We start from the raw sequence: 14,954 nt of genomic DNA on the forward strand, positions 1-14,954 counted from the left end.
CGATGGCCCGCCTCATCCCCCCTCCGCCACCACGCGGCGCGGTAACGCCCGCGGTGGCACTTGCTCGCGACGCATTCGGCCGCGAGATCGTCGACGGCTCCGGATCGAGCGACCCGGGCAGGCAGGACGGCGTGCTGCCGCAAGCGGCGCCGGCCGGCGGCGGGGTGTCCGGCGCGCCGGGCGCGTCGGCGCCGCCCAAGGAGAAGGCGACGGACGCCATCGGCCGGCGTGCGGCGGCACTGGCCGATGCGATCGACTTTCCGACCTTCGTCGCGAGCCTGGTGCATGGCACGTACGACGCGATCGTCGACAGCTCGATCAAGCAAGTGGAGAGTTTCGCCGACCTGGTCGGCGCGGTGGCCAAGCCGCTGGACCAGTTCACGCAGGAGAACGTGACCGACGGACAGGCGCGCGCATGGCTGGTCGAGCAGTATCCGCACGACGTGACGCTGGTGCAGGACGGCGGCGAATACCGCCTCGCGCCGGTGGCCCGGCCCGGCGACGACGACACGACGCCCGCGCCCGCGTGGCTCGCCGATTTCGGCGCGGCCGACGGCGCGTTCGACACCCAGACGCTCGAATCGGTGGTGCTGCCTCACGCCCGCGAGCGCGTCGCGCAGCATCGGCTGTCGACGCTGTCGACGATGGTGCTGCTGGGCATGCAGCGGGTCGTGGTCAAGGACGGCACGATCGCGGCCAGCCTCAATTTCCAGGCCAAGGCGCGCGACCGGGCCGCCGTGCAGTACGCGACGTCGAACGACCCTTCGTCGGGCCAGACGACCTGGGGCGGACGCGGCACGTCGGGCGATGTCGTCACCACGGTCTCGACCGTCGCGGTCAATGCGCAGACCGACACCGATCTCAAGGCGACGCTGACCGGGAAGGTGAGCATCAATTTCGCCTCGGAGACGCTGCCGCTCGACCGTTTCGTCGATGAGGCGTCGCGCAATCTGCTGGAGCGCCACAGCCGGCCCGCGGCGCGGATCGCGCCGCCGGCGGCGACGGGCACCCCGCCTGCGGCACCGGCGGCGGCGCCCGCACTCGCGCCTGCGGTGACACCGGCGCCGGCCGCCGCGCCGGCATTGCCGGCCGCGTCCGCGACGCCCGCCGTGCCTGGCGCACCGGCCGCTCCCGCCATGCGGCCCGCATCCGCCCGGGGAGAACCGACATGATTTCGCCGCGGCCGCTGGGCGAGACGCTGGGCGCGTTCGCCGACGTTGCCGAACAGCTGACCGCGGGCGCGGCGCAGGGGTTGCGGGTGTGCTCGGTGGCCATGGAGCTGCCGCTCGACCTGCGCGTCGCGCACAGCGCCGACGGCATCGAGCTGGTCGGCGACCTGCCGCAGTTCCTGACCCGCACGGCCTTCGATCCGGAGCCGGCGCGGCTCGCGATCGTTCTCGAAGCCGTGCCGATCGACGGAGCGGGGAAATGAACAGCAACGCCAGCCTGCGCCTCGAGGATTTCATCCAGGCCGTGCAGAGCCAGCTCGACAACGCGCAGGCGGCGATGGCGATCAAGGCGCGCAACCTCAACCTGCCGCTGACCTTCGCGATCAAGGACGTCAACCTCGACTTGCGCGCCCATGTCGAATTCGTCGAAAGCGAGGTCTGGATTCGCCCCGCCGGACCGGGCGACACCGACAGCAGCACGTTCCATCTCGTCTTCACGACTATCACGCGGCCGGCGATCGAGGAGAACGCGATCGCGCTGTCCGAGGACAGCAAGGACCAGCCGCTCGACGCGCTGGGCGACGAGCTCTCGGCCGAGGACCGCAAACGGCTGGAATGGGCCGGCGTGCGCACGGTCCGGCAATTCCGGCAGGCCGAACAGCGCGACATGGTGCATGCGATCGGCCGCGTCACCAACCTGTCCGTGGACCGGCTGCGCCGGGCGCTCGACCGGGCGTCCGCGCCGAGCGTCGAGCGGGTCGAGCCCGTGGCGCCCGCCACCGATGCGCAGCCCGACGCGTCGCCGCTGCTGCGCGTGATCGGGCGCAACCTCGTCAACGGCACGCACGCGCCGCTGGTGCGGATCGGCAATCGCCCGGTCGCGGTGTTGCAATCGACGGACGACGAGCTGCTGCTCGCGCCCGGTCGCGACCAGTGGGCGGGCGAACTCGCCGTCTCGCCGACGAGCCGGCATGCGGCCGCGCTGGCGTTCGACCTGAGCGCATTCGCGCCGCCGCCGACGCCCGCGGCCAGGCCCATGACGCTGGCGGCCGTTCCCGGTCAGGAGGAGGCGCGGCCATGACGATCCATGCACTTGGCACGCCGTGGGCATCGCCCGGCGAGCGTCAGTTCAGCCTGCCGACCAGCCTGCTCGTCAAGCTGGCGCTCGGCGAAGCGCCCGAGCACGTGCCATCGATCCGCGACGTGACGCGCGGCGCGCTGGCCGCCGCGCAATGCATCGACGGCGGCCCGGTCGACCGCATCGTGGCCGCGTTCGCCGGCCGCTTTCTCGCGGTGCGCCCGTTCAGCGCGGCAGCCGGACGCTGGGTGCCCGGGCACGCGCACCTCGGATATGACGCGATCGAACAGATGACAGGCATGGCCCGCACGCTGCTGTTGCGCGTGCCGGCCGGCACGCCGATCAGCGAACTCTGCGACGCGCTCGCCCAGCTCGCGACCGTGGAAAGCGTGACGCCCAACTACGTGGCGACGGTCCCGATGGACGCGCCCGGCCGCCTGGCGCCCGTGCCGCCGGCCGCGCGGGTGGCGCAGGATGCGCGCGCGCTGGTGCGCATGGCCGACGCGCACGCGATCGAGCCAGGCGACAGCGGCGTCACGGTCGGTCTCATCGACAGCGGCATCGCCCGCCAGCATCCCGAATTCGCCCACGCATTCCGCGCCGGCGCCGATACCGTGCGGCTGGAGCCTGGCGATCTGTCGCCGGGCGTGCAACTGCTGAGCGGTCACGGCCATCGCGGCGATTTTCCCGAAGACCGCTTCGTCGGTCACGGCATGGGCTGCGCGGGCATCATCGCGGCGGAGGGCGTGGCGATGCCGCGCGGGCTCGGCGGCGACTGCCGCATCCTGCCGATGCGCGCGCTGGCCGCTGCCCGTTTGCCGGGCAAGGCGCACGCGATCGGGCTCGGCGCGATCGCCGATCTCGATCGCGCGCTCAAGCTCGCGGTCGACCTCGGCGCGAAGATCATCAACATGAGCTTCGGCACCGACGATGCGACGATCGCCGCCAACCGCCCGAAACCGCACGCCGACACGATCGCGTACGCCGCCGCGCGCGGCTGCATCCTCGTTGCCGCGAGCGGCAACAACGGCAGCGTGAGCCGCTACTGGCCCGCCGCCTACCCGCAGGTGATCGCGGTCGGCGCCGTGGGCGACGACGGCCGGCCGGCCCCGTTCTCGACGCGCGGCCCGCACGTCGCGCTGTGCGCACCCGGCGAACAGGTGCTGACGACCGCGATCGAGGCTTATCAGCTTGCGACCGGCACCAGTTTCGCCGCGCCGTTCGTCGCGGGCGCCGCGGCGCTGCTCGTCGCATACGCGCAGCGTCGCGCCTATCCGCTCGACGGCGCGACGGTGCGCGATCTGCTCGTTGCCGCCGCGCGCCCGTTCGCGCCCGGCGCGGCCGACGGCTGCGGCGCCGGCATTCTCGACGCGGCGGCGGCGCTGCAGGGGCTGTCCGGCCGCATCGACGCCTATGACGCGGCGGGCGACGACGGTTGCACGGGCAAGGAGGGCCGTGCCGACGACGGCTGACTTGCGCGCCGGATCCCGTTCACTCCCCCGAACCGACCGGATTTCAAGGAGAAGTTAAATGTTTCATGTCAACAATCAAGTCCGCTTCCTCGACCTCGTCGACCTCGAGACCCGGGCACGCGACGGGCTGGTCGATATCGTCAACCGGCTCGAGTCGCTGAAGCGGCCGCCGGTCGCCGCCGAGCGGGAGCAGCTCGCGCTGTGCAAGGCCATCCTCGCGGTCGTCTACGACACGAAGCCGTCCGACGGCGTTCCGGAAGTGTGCGATCCGCTGTTCGTCGCCACCCGCGAACTGCTGGCCAGCAAGTCGCTGGTCAACCCGCCGCTGCTCTCCGAGGTCAACGGCCAGCTGGTGTTCGACGCGGGCGACGTGAGCGGCGCCAATGGCGCCAATGGCGCGAACGGCTCGGACCCGGAGGCCGTGTCGATCACGCTCGTCGCACTGGTGCTGGGCATCCTCTCGGTGGACGGAGCCACGCCGCCGCCCGTGAAGGTCGACGGCGGCAAGACCGTGCCGGACGACGACAACGTGCTGATGAACACCTTTACCCGCCAGTTTTTCGCGGCGGTGGGCGAGGCCAATTCGTATGGCGCGCTGGCGCAGCGGGTGCTGGCGCTGCTGTGCATCGAGGGCGATCCCGACGGCCGCGGCGGCGAGCAGCCGGGGGTGGTCACCACCGAATTCGCGCGCGTGATGCGCGGCCTGCAGGCGCGCAAGATCCAGGCCGACGAGCCGCAGTTGCGTCGCCGCATCAACGAGGAGCTGAACACCGTCCAGAACATCGGCGGCGAGGACGCGATCGCCGATCTCGGCATCGACCTGCCGAACCTCGAGGATCTGGAGGACGCGAACATCGTCGCCGACAACGTGCGCGTGATGGGCCCGATGATCGTCGCCGCGATGTTCGACGAACTCAAGGTGTTCCAGGTGGTCGACCGCATCGTCGAGCAGTTCCAGCACGGCACGCTGCCGATCGGCCCGGGCAATGCCGGCAAGCTGCTCTATCGCTACTGGCGCGAAACGCCGAACCGCATCTCCGAGCAGGAGCGCAAGAACTTCGCGGCCATCACGCTCGGCGTGCCGGGCGGCGATCCGAATACAGCCGGCAACCGCGAATTCAACGACTTGTGGATCCGCTTCGTGTCGTCGGTTTCATCGTTCGTGCGCCAGACCGAAGTCGACTCGCTGCTGCGCGCGAGCGTGCCGAACCCGATCAACCACCAGCAGGTGCGCAAGGCCGCCCGCGATCTCGCCGGCAACCTGTCGCTGCACGGCTACGGCATGGCGCATTACGCCGCGCGCGAGATCCAGTCGCAGGTCAAGTTCATGATCGACCTGCTGCAGGACCCCGAGATCCGCGGCTGCTACGGCGCCAAGGACATGTGGCAGGTGATCGACCAGGTCGCGACCTACGATCTGGGTGGCGCGCGCACCAGCTCGCGCTATCGCACGCTGGCGACCTGCGGCACGATCATCACCGCGTGGCTGGCCAACAACGTCGATCGCGTCAACAAGGCGACCGGCCCGCTGCTCAGCATCGACCAGATCGCCAACCCCGACGTCTCGTCGAACCACAAGTCGACCGTCGACCCGACCGATTACGACCTGGTCAACGCGTGCGAGCTGTGGCTGGCCGATACCGCGACCACCGATACGCAGATCGAGCAGTTCTCGCAGCCGCGCGAGGCGCCGCAGATGACGTCGAAGCCCGTGCCGATCCCGGCGATGGCGCGCGAGATGCTGGACGGCGTCGGCGATATCGGCGCCGGCATCGGCCTGGGGGCGGGCGTGCCGGTGAAGGCGGGCTACGGCGTCGGCACGCACAACGGGGCGAGCTATTACGCGAACCGTCCGCACTGAACCGGCGTTGCGTGCGCTGCGCCATTCCCGAACCCTGCCGGAGCCGAGCCATGCCCATGACCACATCCCGCGAACCGGTCGTCGCCCGGGTCGAGCGACGCCTGAAAAGCGCCGCGCGAAGCCTTGGCACCGCCGATCCATTCGCGCCGTCGCGCGACCTGTTCCTGCGCACGTTCGGCGACGGCGCCGACGATCTGCGGTTTCGCGACAACGCGCTGATGCCGATGGCGGTACCGTTCGAGCCCAGTTTCTCGGAAAGCCAGCCGGGCAAGCTGCGCTTCACGATCGAGCCGCTGCCGCCGGAGGCGTCCGCGATCGACCGGCGCGACGAGTCGACCCGCGAAATGCGCAAGCTGATCCGGGACTTCATCGGCCGCGAAGCGCTGCACTGGTTCGACCAGGCGAGCGAGCCGTTCCGCGGCTTCGCGCGGCCGGGCGGCAACCTCGACTACGGCGCGTTCTTCGGCTCCAGCTACGACCGCGACGGGCTCTATGCGTCCAAGGTGTACTACGAGCTGCCCGGCGACGCCGGCACGATCGAGAACCTGCCCCGCGACCTGGCCGGCATCGTCCAGGCCGCGCTGCGGATGGTGCCCGGGCTCAAGCCGCTCTTTACCACGATGGCGGCCCAGCGCGATCTCGGCGGCCAGCGGCTCACGTTCGCGTGCACCCGGGCGCTGCGGCTCGCCGATCTGCAGCCGGTCATGGACGCGCTCGGCATCGGCCATCGGCTTCCCGGCATCATGCAGCTTCTGGGGCTGGTGCTCGGCGGGCGGTTCGACCTGCCGCCGCATGGCGCGCTGCTCGCGTTCGGGCTCGGACCGGACGGGCCGGATTTCGAGCTCTACGTGCTGCTCTCGGCGATCCCCGACGTGCCGCCGGCGTTCCTCAGCCTGCTGACGATGGGGCTCGCCGAGCGTCCGCGCGGGCTGCAGGCGCTCGAGCGATGGATGGGCGCGTTCACGCCGGAGGACGCGCACTGGCCGGGCCGCTTCTCGATCATCAGCTTGCGCACGGACGCGGCCTGCCCGGCACGGGTGAGTCTCTACCTGCGCCCCATCGAGTTCGAACTGCCTGTGGACGCGCCTGCCCAGGCCAACTGAATCGCTTCGTCACGCGTTTCCCGCGAGGTCGCCATGTTCCCGCAAGCCGCCCGTTCCACGCCGATCGCGCCACCGCCCAGCGCCGCCGCGGCCACCCCGCGCCATATGCCGCCGGCGCCGGCACCGGTGCCGGCCGACGAAGTGCGCCACGGCGTCGCGCAGATGCTGACCCGGTCGCAGGCATTCAACGCGATGCCCGACGCCGATCGCCGCGACATCGCGCGCAACACCGCATTGATCGCCGACTATCTGGCCCGGCCCGAGGGGTTCGCCGGCAATGAAATCCCGGGCGGGCTGGGCACCGCCACGGCGCGCGCGCTCGACGACAACACGGATCATTCGGCGCACGAGCAGGATTTCAACGTCCACAACAAGGCCGTCGAGGACATCGGCAAGTCCAAGTTCACCGCGTCGGCCGCGCGCGAGGGCGCGGCGGTCGCGGGCGAGCTGCTGAACCAGGTCAAGTTTCCGACCTTCGTCGCCAGCCTGATCAGCGGCGTGTTCCAGTCGATCACGCACAGCTCGATCGAGCAGATGAAGGCGTATCAGGAAATGATCGCGCAGGTGGCGAAATCGCTCGGCCAGTTCGCCGATGAACATGTGACCGAGAACCAGGCGCGCGATCATATGGTCGGTCAGTTTCCCGACCTGTTCGAGATCGGCATGGACGACAGCGGCGATACGCCGAGCCCGCGCGTGCAGGTGCGCGACGGGGTCGACCCCGACGAGGCGTCGAAGACGGTGCGTGCCCGCCTGCAGATGGGTGACGGCGACACCTTCGACCTGTCGGACGAGGCCTCCGAGCTGGCCATCGTCAACCGCTTCAAGATGCAGCTCGCCAAGCAGCGCCAGCAGATGCTGGCCTCGATCGTGCTGATGGGCATCAACCGCATCGTCGTCACCGACGGCAAGATCTCGGCGAAGATCATCTACGACGTGCGCGCGCAGGACACGCTCACCAAGCAGCGCAGCGCCAGCGCGGTCGACCTCGCCCGCGACAAGGACGGCAACGTCCAGTCGACCTACGCGGGCAAGGGCACTTACGATCGCGGCGGCAAGTACGACTCCAGCAACGACAAGGACAACGGCCGCCAGTACAGCGCCGACTACTACGCGAAGGGCGACTACGAATACGAGAACAAGCCGATCGTCACCGCGTCGACTGCCGCGTCCGAAACCAGCAACGCGGCGATGCAGACCAAGATCCAGATGTCCGGCGCGGTCGACGTCAACTTCAAGAGCGACTACCTGCCGCTCGACAAGATGGCGACGCCGCAGATGATCGCCACCATCACCGGCAACGCGACGCCGGCCGATCCCAACGTGCTGCCCAGTCCGAAAACGCCGCCGGCCGCGGCCGCACCCGCTGCGGCTCCTGCCCCGGCAGCGGCGGCGGCTCAGGCGCCGGCGCCGGCCAAGGGAAACTGAGCCATGCGCCCGCCCGCTTCCCCCGACGCGCTTCACCCGGTGCGGCCGCCCACGAGCGCCGCCGCGTTCGACGCGACGCGGCCCGAGGTACGCCGGCTGCTGACCGCGATTCCGTCGTTCCTCGACCTGCCCGACGACGAGCGCCGCCGCATCGCCGCGGATACGGTGCGGGTGCTCGCTTACCTGGCGGATCCGAACGGCGTGCATGCCGAGATCGCCGAGCGCGAGGCGAACGGCGAACTGCCGCCCACCGGCCTCGCGCACCCGATCGCGCAGCCGCACCCGCAGCCGGCGCCGGCCGCCGCGACGCTGGCCGACGATCCCGTCACCGCGACCAAGCGCCAGCTCGCGCAGGATCCCGGCTTCGCCGGCAAGGACTTCCAGGCCGGTGCGGTGAAGCAGGGCGTCGAGCAGTTCGGCCAGATGGTGCAGAAGGTCGATTTCCCGAAATTCGTAGGAGGTCTGATCAAGAACGTGTTCCAGGCGATCGTCGAAAGCTCGATCGAGCAGATGCGCGCGTATGGCGAGTTGATCGCCAACGTCGCCAAGACCACCGCGCAGTTCATGAGCGACAACATCAGCGAGGGCGCCGGCCGCGACTATCTCGCCGATTCGTTCCCGGACGTGCTGTCGGTGCAGGCGCAGGAAGGCGCCGACGCGTTCGACGCGGACAGCGCCGGCGCGGCCGCGGCGGCGGCCCCGACGCGGCTGGTGGCGCAGGGCGACAACGCGCAGCAGCGGCTTGCCGAGATCAGCCGGAACTACAACCTCGATCCGCCGGTGACCGACCTGTCCGACGACAAATCCGAGCTGCGCCTCGTCACGGCGGCGCGCCTGCAGATGGCGAAGCAGCGGCAGCAGCTGCTGTCGTCGATGGTCATGCTCGGCATCAATCGCATCGTCGTCACCGACGGGTCGATCAACGCCAAGGTGGTATTCGACATGCGCGCGAGCGACACCGCGAAACGCACCTACACCGCGTCGATGCACGACCGCGAAAGCCAGAAATACAAGGAATCGCTCAACGCCCATTACGGCAGCTGGTACACGCCGTATTCGGCCGACGCCGCGTTCGAGGGGCAGCAGGAACACGTGGCGACCGTCGGGTCGGCGCTCGACGACACGAGCGAATCGAAGGCCGAGGTGAAAGCGAAGCTCTCGGGCGAGGTGCGCGTCAACTTCAAGAGCGACTACCTGCCGCTCGAGAAGATGGCGACGCCCGAGATGATGTCGGTGATCCAGGGCAACTCGACGCCGTACAACCCCAACAAGCCGGCCCCCGCCGCCGGTTTGCCCGCCGGGCAGCACTGAATCATGGCGCGCATGCTCATCGCCCCGCCGGCGGATGCCGGACTCGCGGCGGCCATCCGGTCGGGGGAGCGGCTCGTCGAGCGTGCGACCGCGCACGGCCTCGCGTTCGCGCTCGACGAACTCGGCGACATCGCGATCCCCGATCCCGTCGCCGCACGCGTGGACAAGGCGCAGCTGCGGGCGCTCGCGTCGCTCTATCTGGCGGCCGACCTCGAGTCAGCGGGAGTGATCCCCGCAGTCGAGGCGCTCGCCGGTTTGTCCGCGAGCGGTGCCGTCGGCGTCGACCTTGGCGGCGCGGCGCCGCTGGTCGTCAACTGGTGGCGCCACCGCGCCGAGAAGCTGGCGGCCGGCGAACGCGCGGCGTTCTATTCGCGATTGTTTGGCACTGCGTACGGCCCGGCCGCGGCGGATGCCGAACGCAACGTCCCGTTCGAGGAGTGCATGCTCGAGCTTTGCGAGGCGCTCTACAAGCTCGACGAGACGCCAGGCGCCGACCCGCGCGGGGATCTCGGGCAGCAGGCGCGGGTCCGCAATGCCGCCCGCGCCCTCGCGCAGAACCTCGGCGCCGCCTGCACCGGCGTGACCGCATTCATGGCCGGCGAGATCGTCGGCATGCTCAGGGACGCGTTCGCGATCCTCGGCCATGCCGATCTGCGTCAAGGCTTCGCCGCGCGCGACATCTGGGGCGTGGTCGCCGGCATCGACCGGCTCTCGCGCCAGCCGTCGCGCTCGCCCGCCGCCTATGTGCGGCGCGGCAAGGCGGGGATGACCGTGATCGCGTGGCTGGCGGACGTCGCGGATGAGCTGGGCGCCGCGTCGCCGCTGCTGAGCACGGACAATCCGGTGATCGCCTCCGCCGCCGACTGGATCGAGGCGACGCTCAGTCTCGGCGAGAAGCCCGACGGCCCGGCGCGTTCCGCTCCAGACGACGGCCGCGCCGTGCCGCAGACTGCGCGCCCGGCGGCGCCGGCAAACTCGTGGGCGGCACTCGGAACCTGACATGAAACCGCGCTGCTCAGGCCGTCGTGACACGGGCGGCGCAATCCGGGAACCGACGGCGGCAGGCGTGCCGTCGCCATCGCGGCCGCACGCCATGCGGCGGAGCGGTTGAAATGGCGGCAAGCGCACCTCTTGCGCGTTCGCCGGTGCCGCGGCCCGACGTTCGACACCATGTCCGCGAACTGCTGTCCGCGCAGCAGGGTTTCGGCGCGCTCGATCCGGCCATGCGCCGCGATCTCGCGTCAGGACTGGCACGGATCGGTTCGATCGCGCTCGACCACCACGAACTCGCGGCGCGCCCCGGCACGGCACTGGCCGTTGCGCAGAACGCGGGTTCGGAGTATTCGGGCACCGCCATCGACCGGATGGCCGGCACCACCCGGGCGGTGCTCAACGCGGTGTCGTTCCCGCGCTTCGTGACCGAGCTGATCACGGGTGTCTTCAAGGCGATGAACGATTCGAACCAGCAACAGCTGACTGCGTTCGTCGACCTGATCCGCAATGTCGCGCAGACCACCGAAGGCTTTGCGGACAGCAACGTGGGCATCGCCGGCGCGCGGCAATGGCTGGCCGAGCATTTCCCCACCGCCTACGAGGTCACCGGCGACGACGAGGCCGCGGACGACGCCGACGAACTGGCGGGCCTGCCGCCGGACGAGCGCCGCCAGCGCCAGCAGGAGCTGCAGGCCGAGCGCGATGCCGCGACCCGTTTGGCGTTGCGCCCGGGCGCGACTCCGCCGGCCGAAGCCGCGCTGCGCAGCGCGCTCGGATTGGGGCCGGGCGATGCGGTTCCGGCCTCCGATCCCGAGCGTCTGGTGCCGCTGGCCCAGCAGGTGCTGGCCCGCAACCGCCAGCAGTTGCTCGCGACGATGGTGCAGATGGGTCTGCAGCGCATCGTCATCGAGAGCGGGCGCCTCAACGCCGCGATGAATTTTCATATCGACGCGAGCAGCGCCGCCGCCAACGACCGCGGCTCGCAATTCGACACGCGCAACACGGTGGGGGTGAGCGGGGGCGCACGCTTCGGGCCTTGGGGCGCGGAGGCCAACGTGCAGAGCACGATCGGCTACGTGTCGACCGACCGAACCCAGACGACCGAGAGTTCGCACGCCGACGTCAACCTGAGCAGCGGCGTCGAACTGGTGTTTCGCACCGACTACGTGCCGTTGAACCGGCTGGCGGGCGTGGGCGACATCGAACGCATCCGTGTCAACACGATCAATCCGGATGCCGAAGCTGCCCGCCTGTCCGCCGATCGCACCGCGCAGCGCAGCGCCGAACAGGCCGACATGGCCGCTCGCCGGACTTCGCTGGACAGCGGACTGCGCGCGCCGCCGCCCGTCGGCCCCGCGGCGTCGGGTTCCGCAGGGGGCGCGCATGCGAGCCAGCCGGGCTCGTCGGCCCCTTCGGGCTCTTCCTCCTCTTCGGCTTCGTCGCCGAATTCGGCGTCTGCTTCCGCGCCCGCGCCGCAGCCGCCGGCCAGGCCGGGCGCCGCAGCGTCCCCGTCGCCCGCGCACCCCGCGACGGCCGCGCCTCGATCGCCGGCCGGCGCAACGGCGGCGGGACATCGCGCAGCGTGATGAACGTGCACGCCGGCAGCCGATGGCGACATCCCGTGCCGTGCCGAAGCGCGTCGATGACGACGTTCAGCCGCGCGAGCGACGTGTCGGGTACGAGGTGGCGCTGGGGCGTCGACGGGCAGCGCCGATCTGGCGCGACGACATCGTGAGGATGACTTGACGTATGCGTCGATCAGGCGCGCGGTGCAACGGACGCACCGACGATGCCATGCCGCCGCAGCGAATCCGCGACGAAGCCCGACGCCTTCATCTCCTCGACGAACGCGCCGAGCAACGCGGCGGCCGCTTCGCCGCGGCTCTTCGGCACGCCCATCGCCTGGCGGATCACCATGAAGCGCTCGTCGAGCAGCCGCAGGCCCGTCGTTTTCGCCGCGTCGGCCTCGAGTTGCTGCTTCACGCCCGCCGCGACTTCGAGCTGCTGCTCGACGAAGGTCGACACGACGGCCTGCGACGACGGCGCGCGCACGATCTGCGCGGCTTTCAACTCGCGCGTGAGGAACAGGTCGTACGCGCTGCCCTTGCCGACGGTCACGCGGTTGTGCGGCTGGTCGACGTCGGCATTGCCGCGGATCGGCGAATCGTCGCGCACCAGATAGAAGCCTTCGATCAGCACGTACGGCTCGGTGAACGCGACCGTTTCGCCGCGCAGCGGATCGACCGCGAAGAAGCCGAAATCGGCGCGTTCTTCGGTCAGCGCCTGCACCGACTTGCCGGCGGTGTCGAACACGACGAGTTCGAGCTCGGCCGACAACCGCTCGGCAAACGCGCGCGCCAGGTCGACCGATACGCCGAACGGCTCGCCCGTGGCCGGGTCGCGGTTCGCGAGGATCGGATTGCCGAGATTGATCGACGCGCGCAGCTTGCCGGTCGGGATGAATGCGGAGCGGACGGAGGGATCGACGGTCATGAAAGGCTCGTAAGGAATCGGATGGGCCGGAACGGTGAACGGCCTGGGCGCCGAGGCGGCGTCATCCGCGACGGATCGGGTGGCGCGTCGCGGCGGTGGCTTCGCCGCGATTACTTCACTGCGACTTCCGTATGCACGACTTGCGGCGGGCTCTTGAAGAACGGCCCGGCCAGTTGCCGCCACGCCTGGAAGTCGTCCGATTGCCGGAAATGGACCATGTGATCGTCGACGGTCTCCCATTTGACGACGAGCAGATAGCCGCCGCTGCGCTCGATCACGCGGTGCAGTTCGGCGCCGCCGCAGCCGCGCGCGCGGGCAAACAGCGGAAGTGCCTGGCGGACCGCCGCTTCGAATTGCTCGGCGTGCGACGGATCGATTTCGAGCGATGCCATTTCCAGAATCATGAATGCTCCATGCGGGGTGAATGATGCGACGGGGCGCGCCATGATCGACGCGTCCCGCAACGATACCGGAAGTCGGCGTCACGCGTTCCGGATGACCGGCTCGCGCGCGGCCGATCGCGCGAGGGATGCCGCCGAACGGCTCATACGAATTAGCGTTTTCCCCAATATGGAATACGCGCCACGCGCCGATGTTACAGAGGTGGTGAAGATAAACAATCCGAGGACAGCCATGACCACATCCGCGATAAACGGAACGAATGATGCACCACCCGAAACGATCGCCGAAGCCGTATCCGACAACCCCGTCACTGCTCCGTCGATCCTGCTGGTCGACGATGAACCGAGCGTGCTGTCCGCGCTCAAGCGGGTGTTGCGGCCCGCGCGCTACGACATCCTGACCGCCGAAAGCGGGGAAGCCGCGCTCGACATTCTGGCTGCGACCGAAGTCGACCTGATCGTGTCGGACATGCGCATGCCGAACCTGAGCGGCGCGGCGTTTCTCGCCCGCGCACGGTCGCTGTACCCGGACACGATGCGCATCCTGCTGACCGGCTATTCCGACATCGCGTCGATCGTGGAGGCCGTCAACGAAGGCGGCGTGTATCGCTACCTGAACAAGCCGTGGGACGATCACGACCTGCTGATGACCATCGAGCAGGCGCTCGAACAGCGGCGCCTGCGGGGCGAGGCCGCGCGGCTGGCCGCGCTGACCGAAGCGCAGAACGAAACGCTGCGCCGCTTCAATACGGAACTCGAAACGCAGGTTCGCGCGCGCACCGAGGAACTCGGGCAAACCGTGATGTTTCTCGAAGCGGCGCAGCATGACCTGAAAAGCAGTTTCACCGCGATGGTGCAGGTCTGCGCGAGCATGATCGAGATGCGCTGCGGGTCGGCGAGCGGGCATGCGATGCGCGTCGGCGAGATCGCGCGCCGTCTCGCGCTGTCGGCGGGGATGAGCAGCCTGCACGCGCAGGACGTGTATTTCGCGGGATTGCTGCACGGCATCGGCAAGCTGTCGCTGCCCGACGAGCTGTTGCACAAGCCGCTCGTGAAGATGACCACGGACGAACACAGCCTGTTCCAGCAACACCCGCTGCGCGCGCAGATGGTGCTCACGCCGGTCGCGCAACTGCACAAGGTCGCGTCGATCGTGCTGCACCAGTACGAGCGATTCAATGGACGCGGCACGCCGGACGGGCTCGCGGGCGACGCGATTCCGCTCGGCTCGCGGATCGTCGCGATCGCGCGCGATTTCGAAGGGTTGCGCAACGGCGAGATCGGTTCGCCGCATTCGGTCGAGCAGGCGATCGACGTACTGCACTCGCAGGCCGGCGTGCGTTACGACCCGCTGCTCGTCGCGCGCTTCATCGACCTGATGCGGGATCCGGCGAGCCTGCGCATCGCGGCGTCCGTCGCGGAGATCCGCTCCGAGCAGCTGCGCGAGGGAATGCAGCTCGCCGACGATCTGCGCACGCATCGCGGGGTGCTGTTGATGACGAAGGGCAGCGTGATGTCGGCGCATCAGATCGAGCTCGTGCGCCGTTTCGAGGCACGCGAAGGCACGACGTTCGACATTCTCGTGCTGACCGGCGCCGCCGCGTCGACGCAGGCACCGGCCGGCACGCCGCCTGCCTGACGTTGC

Annotated in this window: 13 protein-coding genes; 11 read left to right on the forward strand and 2 right to left on the reverse strand. The window is 69.8% G+C overall.

Annotation, left to right across the window (positions count from 1 at the left end; genetic code table 11):
- Positions 1-53 precede the first annotated feature (53 nt).
- From HWX25_RS21420 to HWX25_RS21465, 10 genes are all read left to right on the forward strand, one after another.
- The gene (locus HWX25_RS21420) at positions 54-1,172 is read left to right on the forward strand and encodes a hypothetical protein (protein ID WP_175910340.1); all 1,119 of its coding nucleotides are present in this window, start codon (positions 54-56) and stop codon (positions 1,170-1,172) included.
- Positions 1,169-1,432 (forward strand): hypothetical protein, encoded by a 264-nt coding sequence (locus tag HWX25_RS21425; protein ID WP_175910342.1) that lies wholly within the window; start codon positions 1,169-1,171, stop codon positions 1,430-1,432. Before HWX25_RS21420 ends, HWX25_RS21425 begins: the two co-directional genes overlap by 4 nt.
- A gap of 41 nt (positions 1,433-1,473) precedes the next feature.
- Entirely contained in the window at positions 1,474-2,250 is a 777-nt protein-coding gene (locus tag HWX25_RS21430; RefSeq protein ID WP_244135247.1) for a hypothetical protein, read from the forward strand.
- A complete protein-coding gene (locus tag HWX25_RS21435) occupies positions 2,247-3,719 on the forward strand; it encodes a S8 family serine peptidase (protein ID WP_175910347.1) in 1,473 nt (490 codons plus the stop codon). Before HWX25_RS21430 ends, HWX25_RS21435 begins: the two co-directional genes overlap by 4 nt.
- 58 nt (positions 3,720-3,777) lie before the next feature.
- Positions 3,778-5,580: a hypothetical protein gene (locus HWX25_RS21440; protein ID WP_107938238.1), complete on the forward strand. Its 1,803-nt coding sequence runs from the start codon at positions 3,778-3,780 to the stop codon at positions 5,578-5,580.
- A gap of 56 nt (positions 5,581-5,636) precedes the next feature.
- A complete protein-coding gene (locus HWX25_RS21445) occupies positions 5,637-6,683 on the forward strand; it encodes a hypothetical protein (protein ID WP_244135248.1) in 1,047 nt (348 codons plus the stop codon).
- Positions 6,684-6,716: 33 nt separating this feature from the next.
- A complete protein-coding gene (locus tag HWX25_RS21450; protein ID WP_175910352.1) occupies positions 6,717-8,111 on the forward strand; it encodes a hypothetical protein in 1,395 nt (464 codons plus the stop codon).
- Positions 8,112-8,114: 3 nt separating this feature from the next.
- Positions 8,115-9,422: a hypothetical protein gene (locus HWX25_RS21455; RefSeq protein ID WP_175910354.1), complete on the forward strand. Its 1,308-nt coding sequence runs from the start codon at positions 8,115-8,117 to the stop codon at positions 9,420-9,422.
- Between the two features lie 3 nt (positions 9,423-9,425).
- Positions 9,426-10,421 carry a hypothetical protein gene (locus tag HWX25_RS21460; RefSeq protein WP_175910356.1) on the forward strand — a complete coding sequence of 332 codons (996 nt, stop codon included), beginning with the start codon at positions 9,426-9,428 and terminating at the stop codon, positions 10,419-10,421.
- Between the two features lie 113 nt (positions 10,422-10,534).
- Positions 10,535-12,001 carry a hypothetical protein gene (locus tag HWX25_RS21465; protein ID WP_175910358.1) on the forward strand — a complete coding sequence of 489 codons (1,467 nt, stop codon included), beginning with the start codon at positions 10,535-10,537 and terminating at the stop codon, positions 11,999-12,001.
- Between the two features lie 172 nt (positions 12,002-12,173).
- Here the strand turns inward: HWX25_RS21465 and HWX25_RS21470 are convergent, their stop codons facing one another.
- Together HWX25_RS21470 and HWX25_RS21475 are read right to left on the reverse strand one after the other, a co-directional pair.
- Positions 12,174-12,908 carry an ABC transporter substrate-binding protein gene (locus tag HWX25_RS21470; RefSeq protein WP_175910360.1) on the reverse strand — a complete coding sequence of 245 codons (735 nt, stop codon included), beginning with the start codon at positions 12,906-12,908 and terminating at the stop codon, positions 12,174-12,176.
- 110 nt (positions 12,909-13,018) lie between these two features.
- Positions 13,019-13,312 (reverse strand): antibiotic biosynthesis monooxygenase family protein, encoded by a 294-nt coding sequence (locus HWX25_RS21475; protein ID WP_175910362.1) that lies wholly within the window; start codon positions 13,310-13,312, stop codon positions 13,019-13,021.
- A 229-nt stretch (positions 13,313-13,541) separates the two neighbouring features.
- Between HWX25_RS21475 and HWX25_RS21480 the strand changes: the two genes are divergently transcribed.
- Positions 13,542-14,948 (forward strand): HD domain-containing phosphohydrolase, encoded by a 1,407-nt coding sequence (locus HWX25_RS21480; protein ID WP_175910364.1) that lies wholly within the window; start codon positions 13,542-13,544, stop codon positions 14,946-14,948.
- The last annotated feature ends 6 nt before the right edge of the window (positions 14,949-14,954 follow it).

Source organism: Burkholderia sp. BCC1640, assembly GCF_902833125.1.
GTDB lineage: Bacteria > Pseudomonadota > Gammaproteobacteria > Burkholderiales > Burkholderiaceae > Burkholderia > Burkholderia diffusa.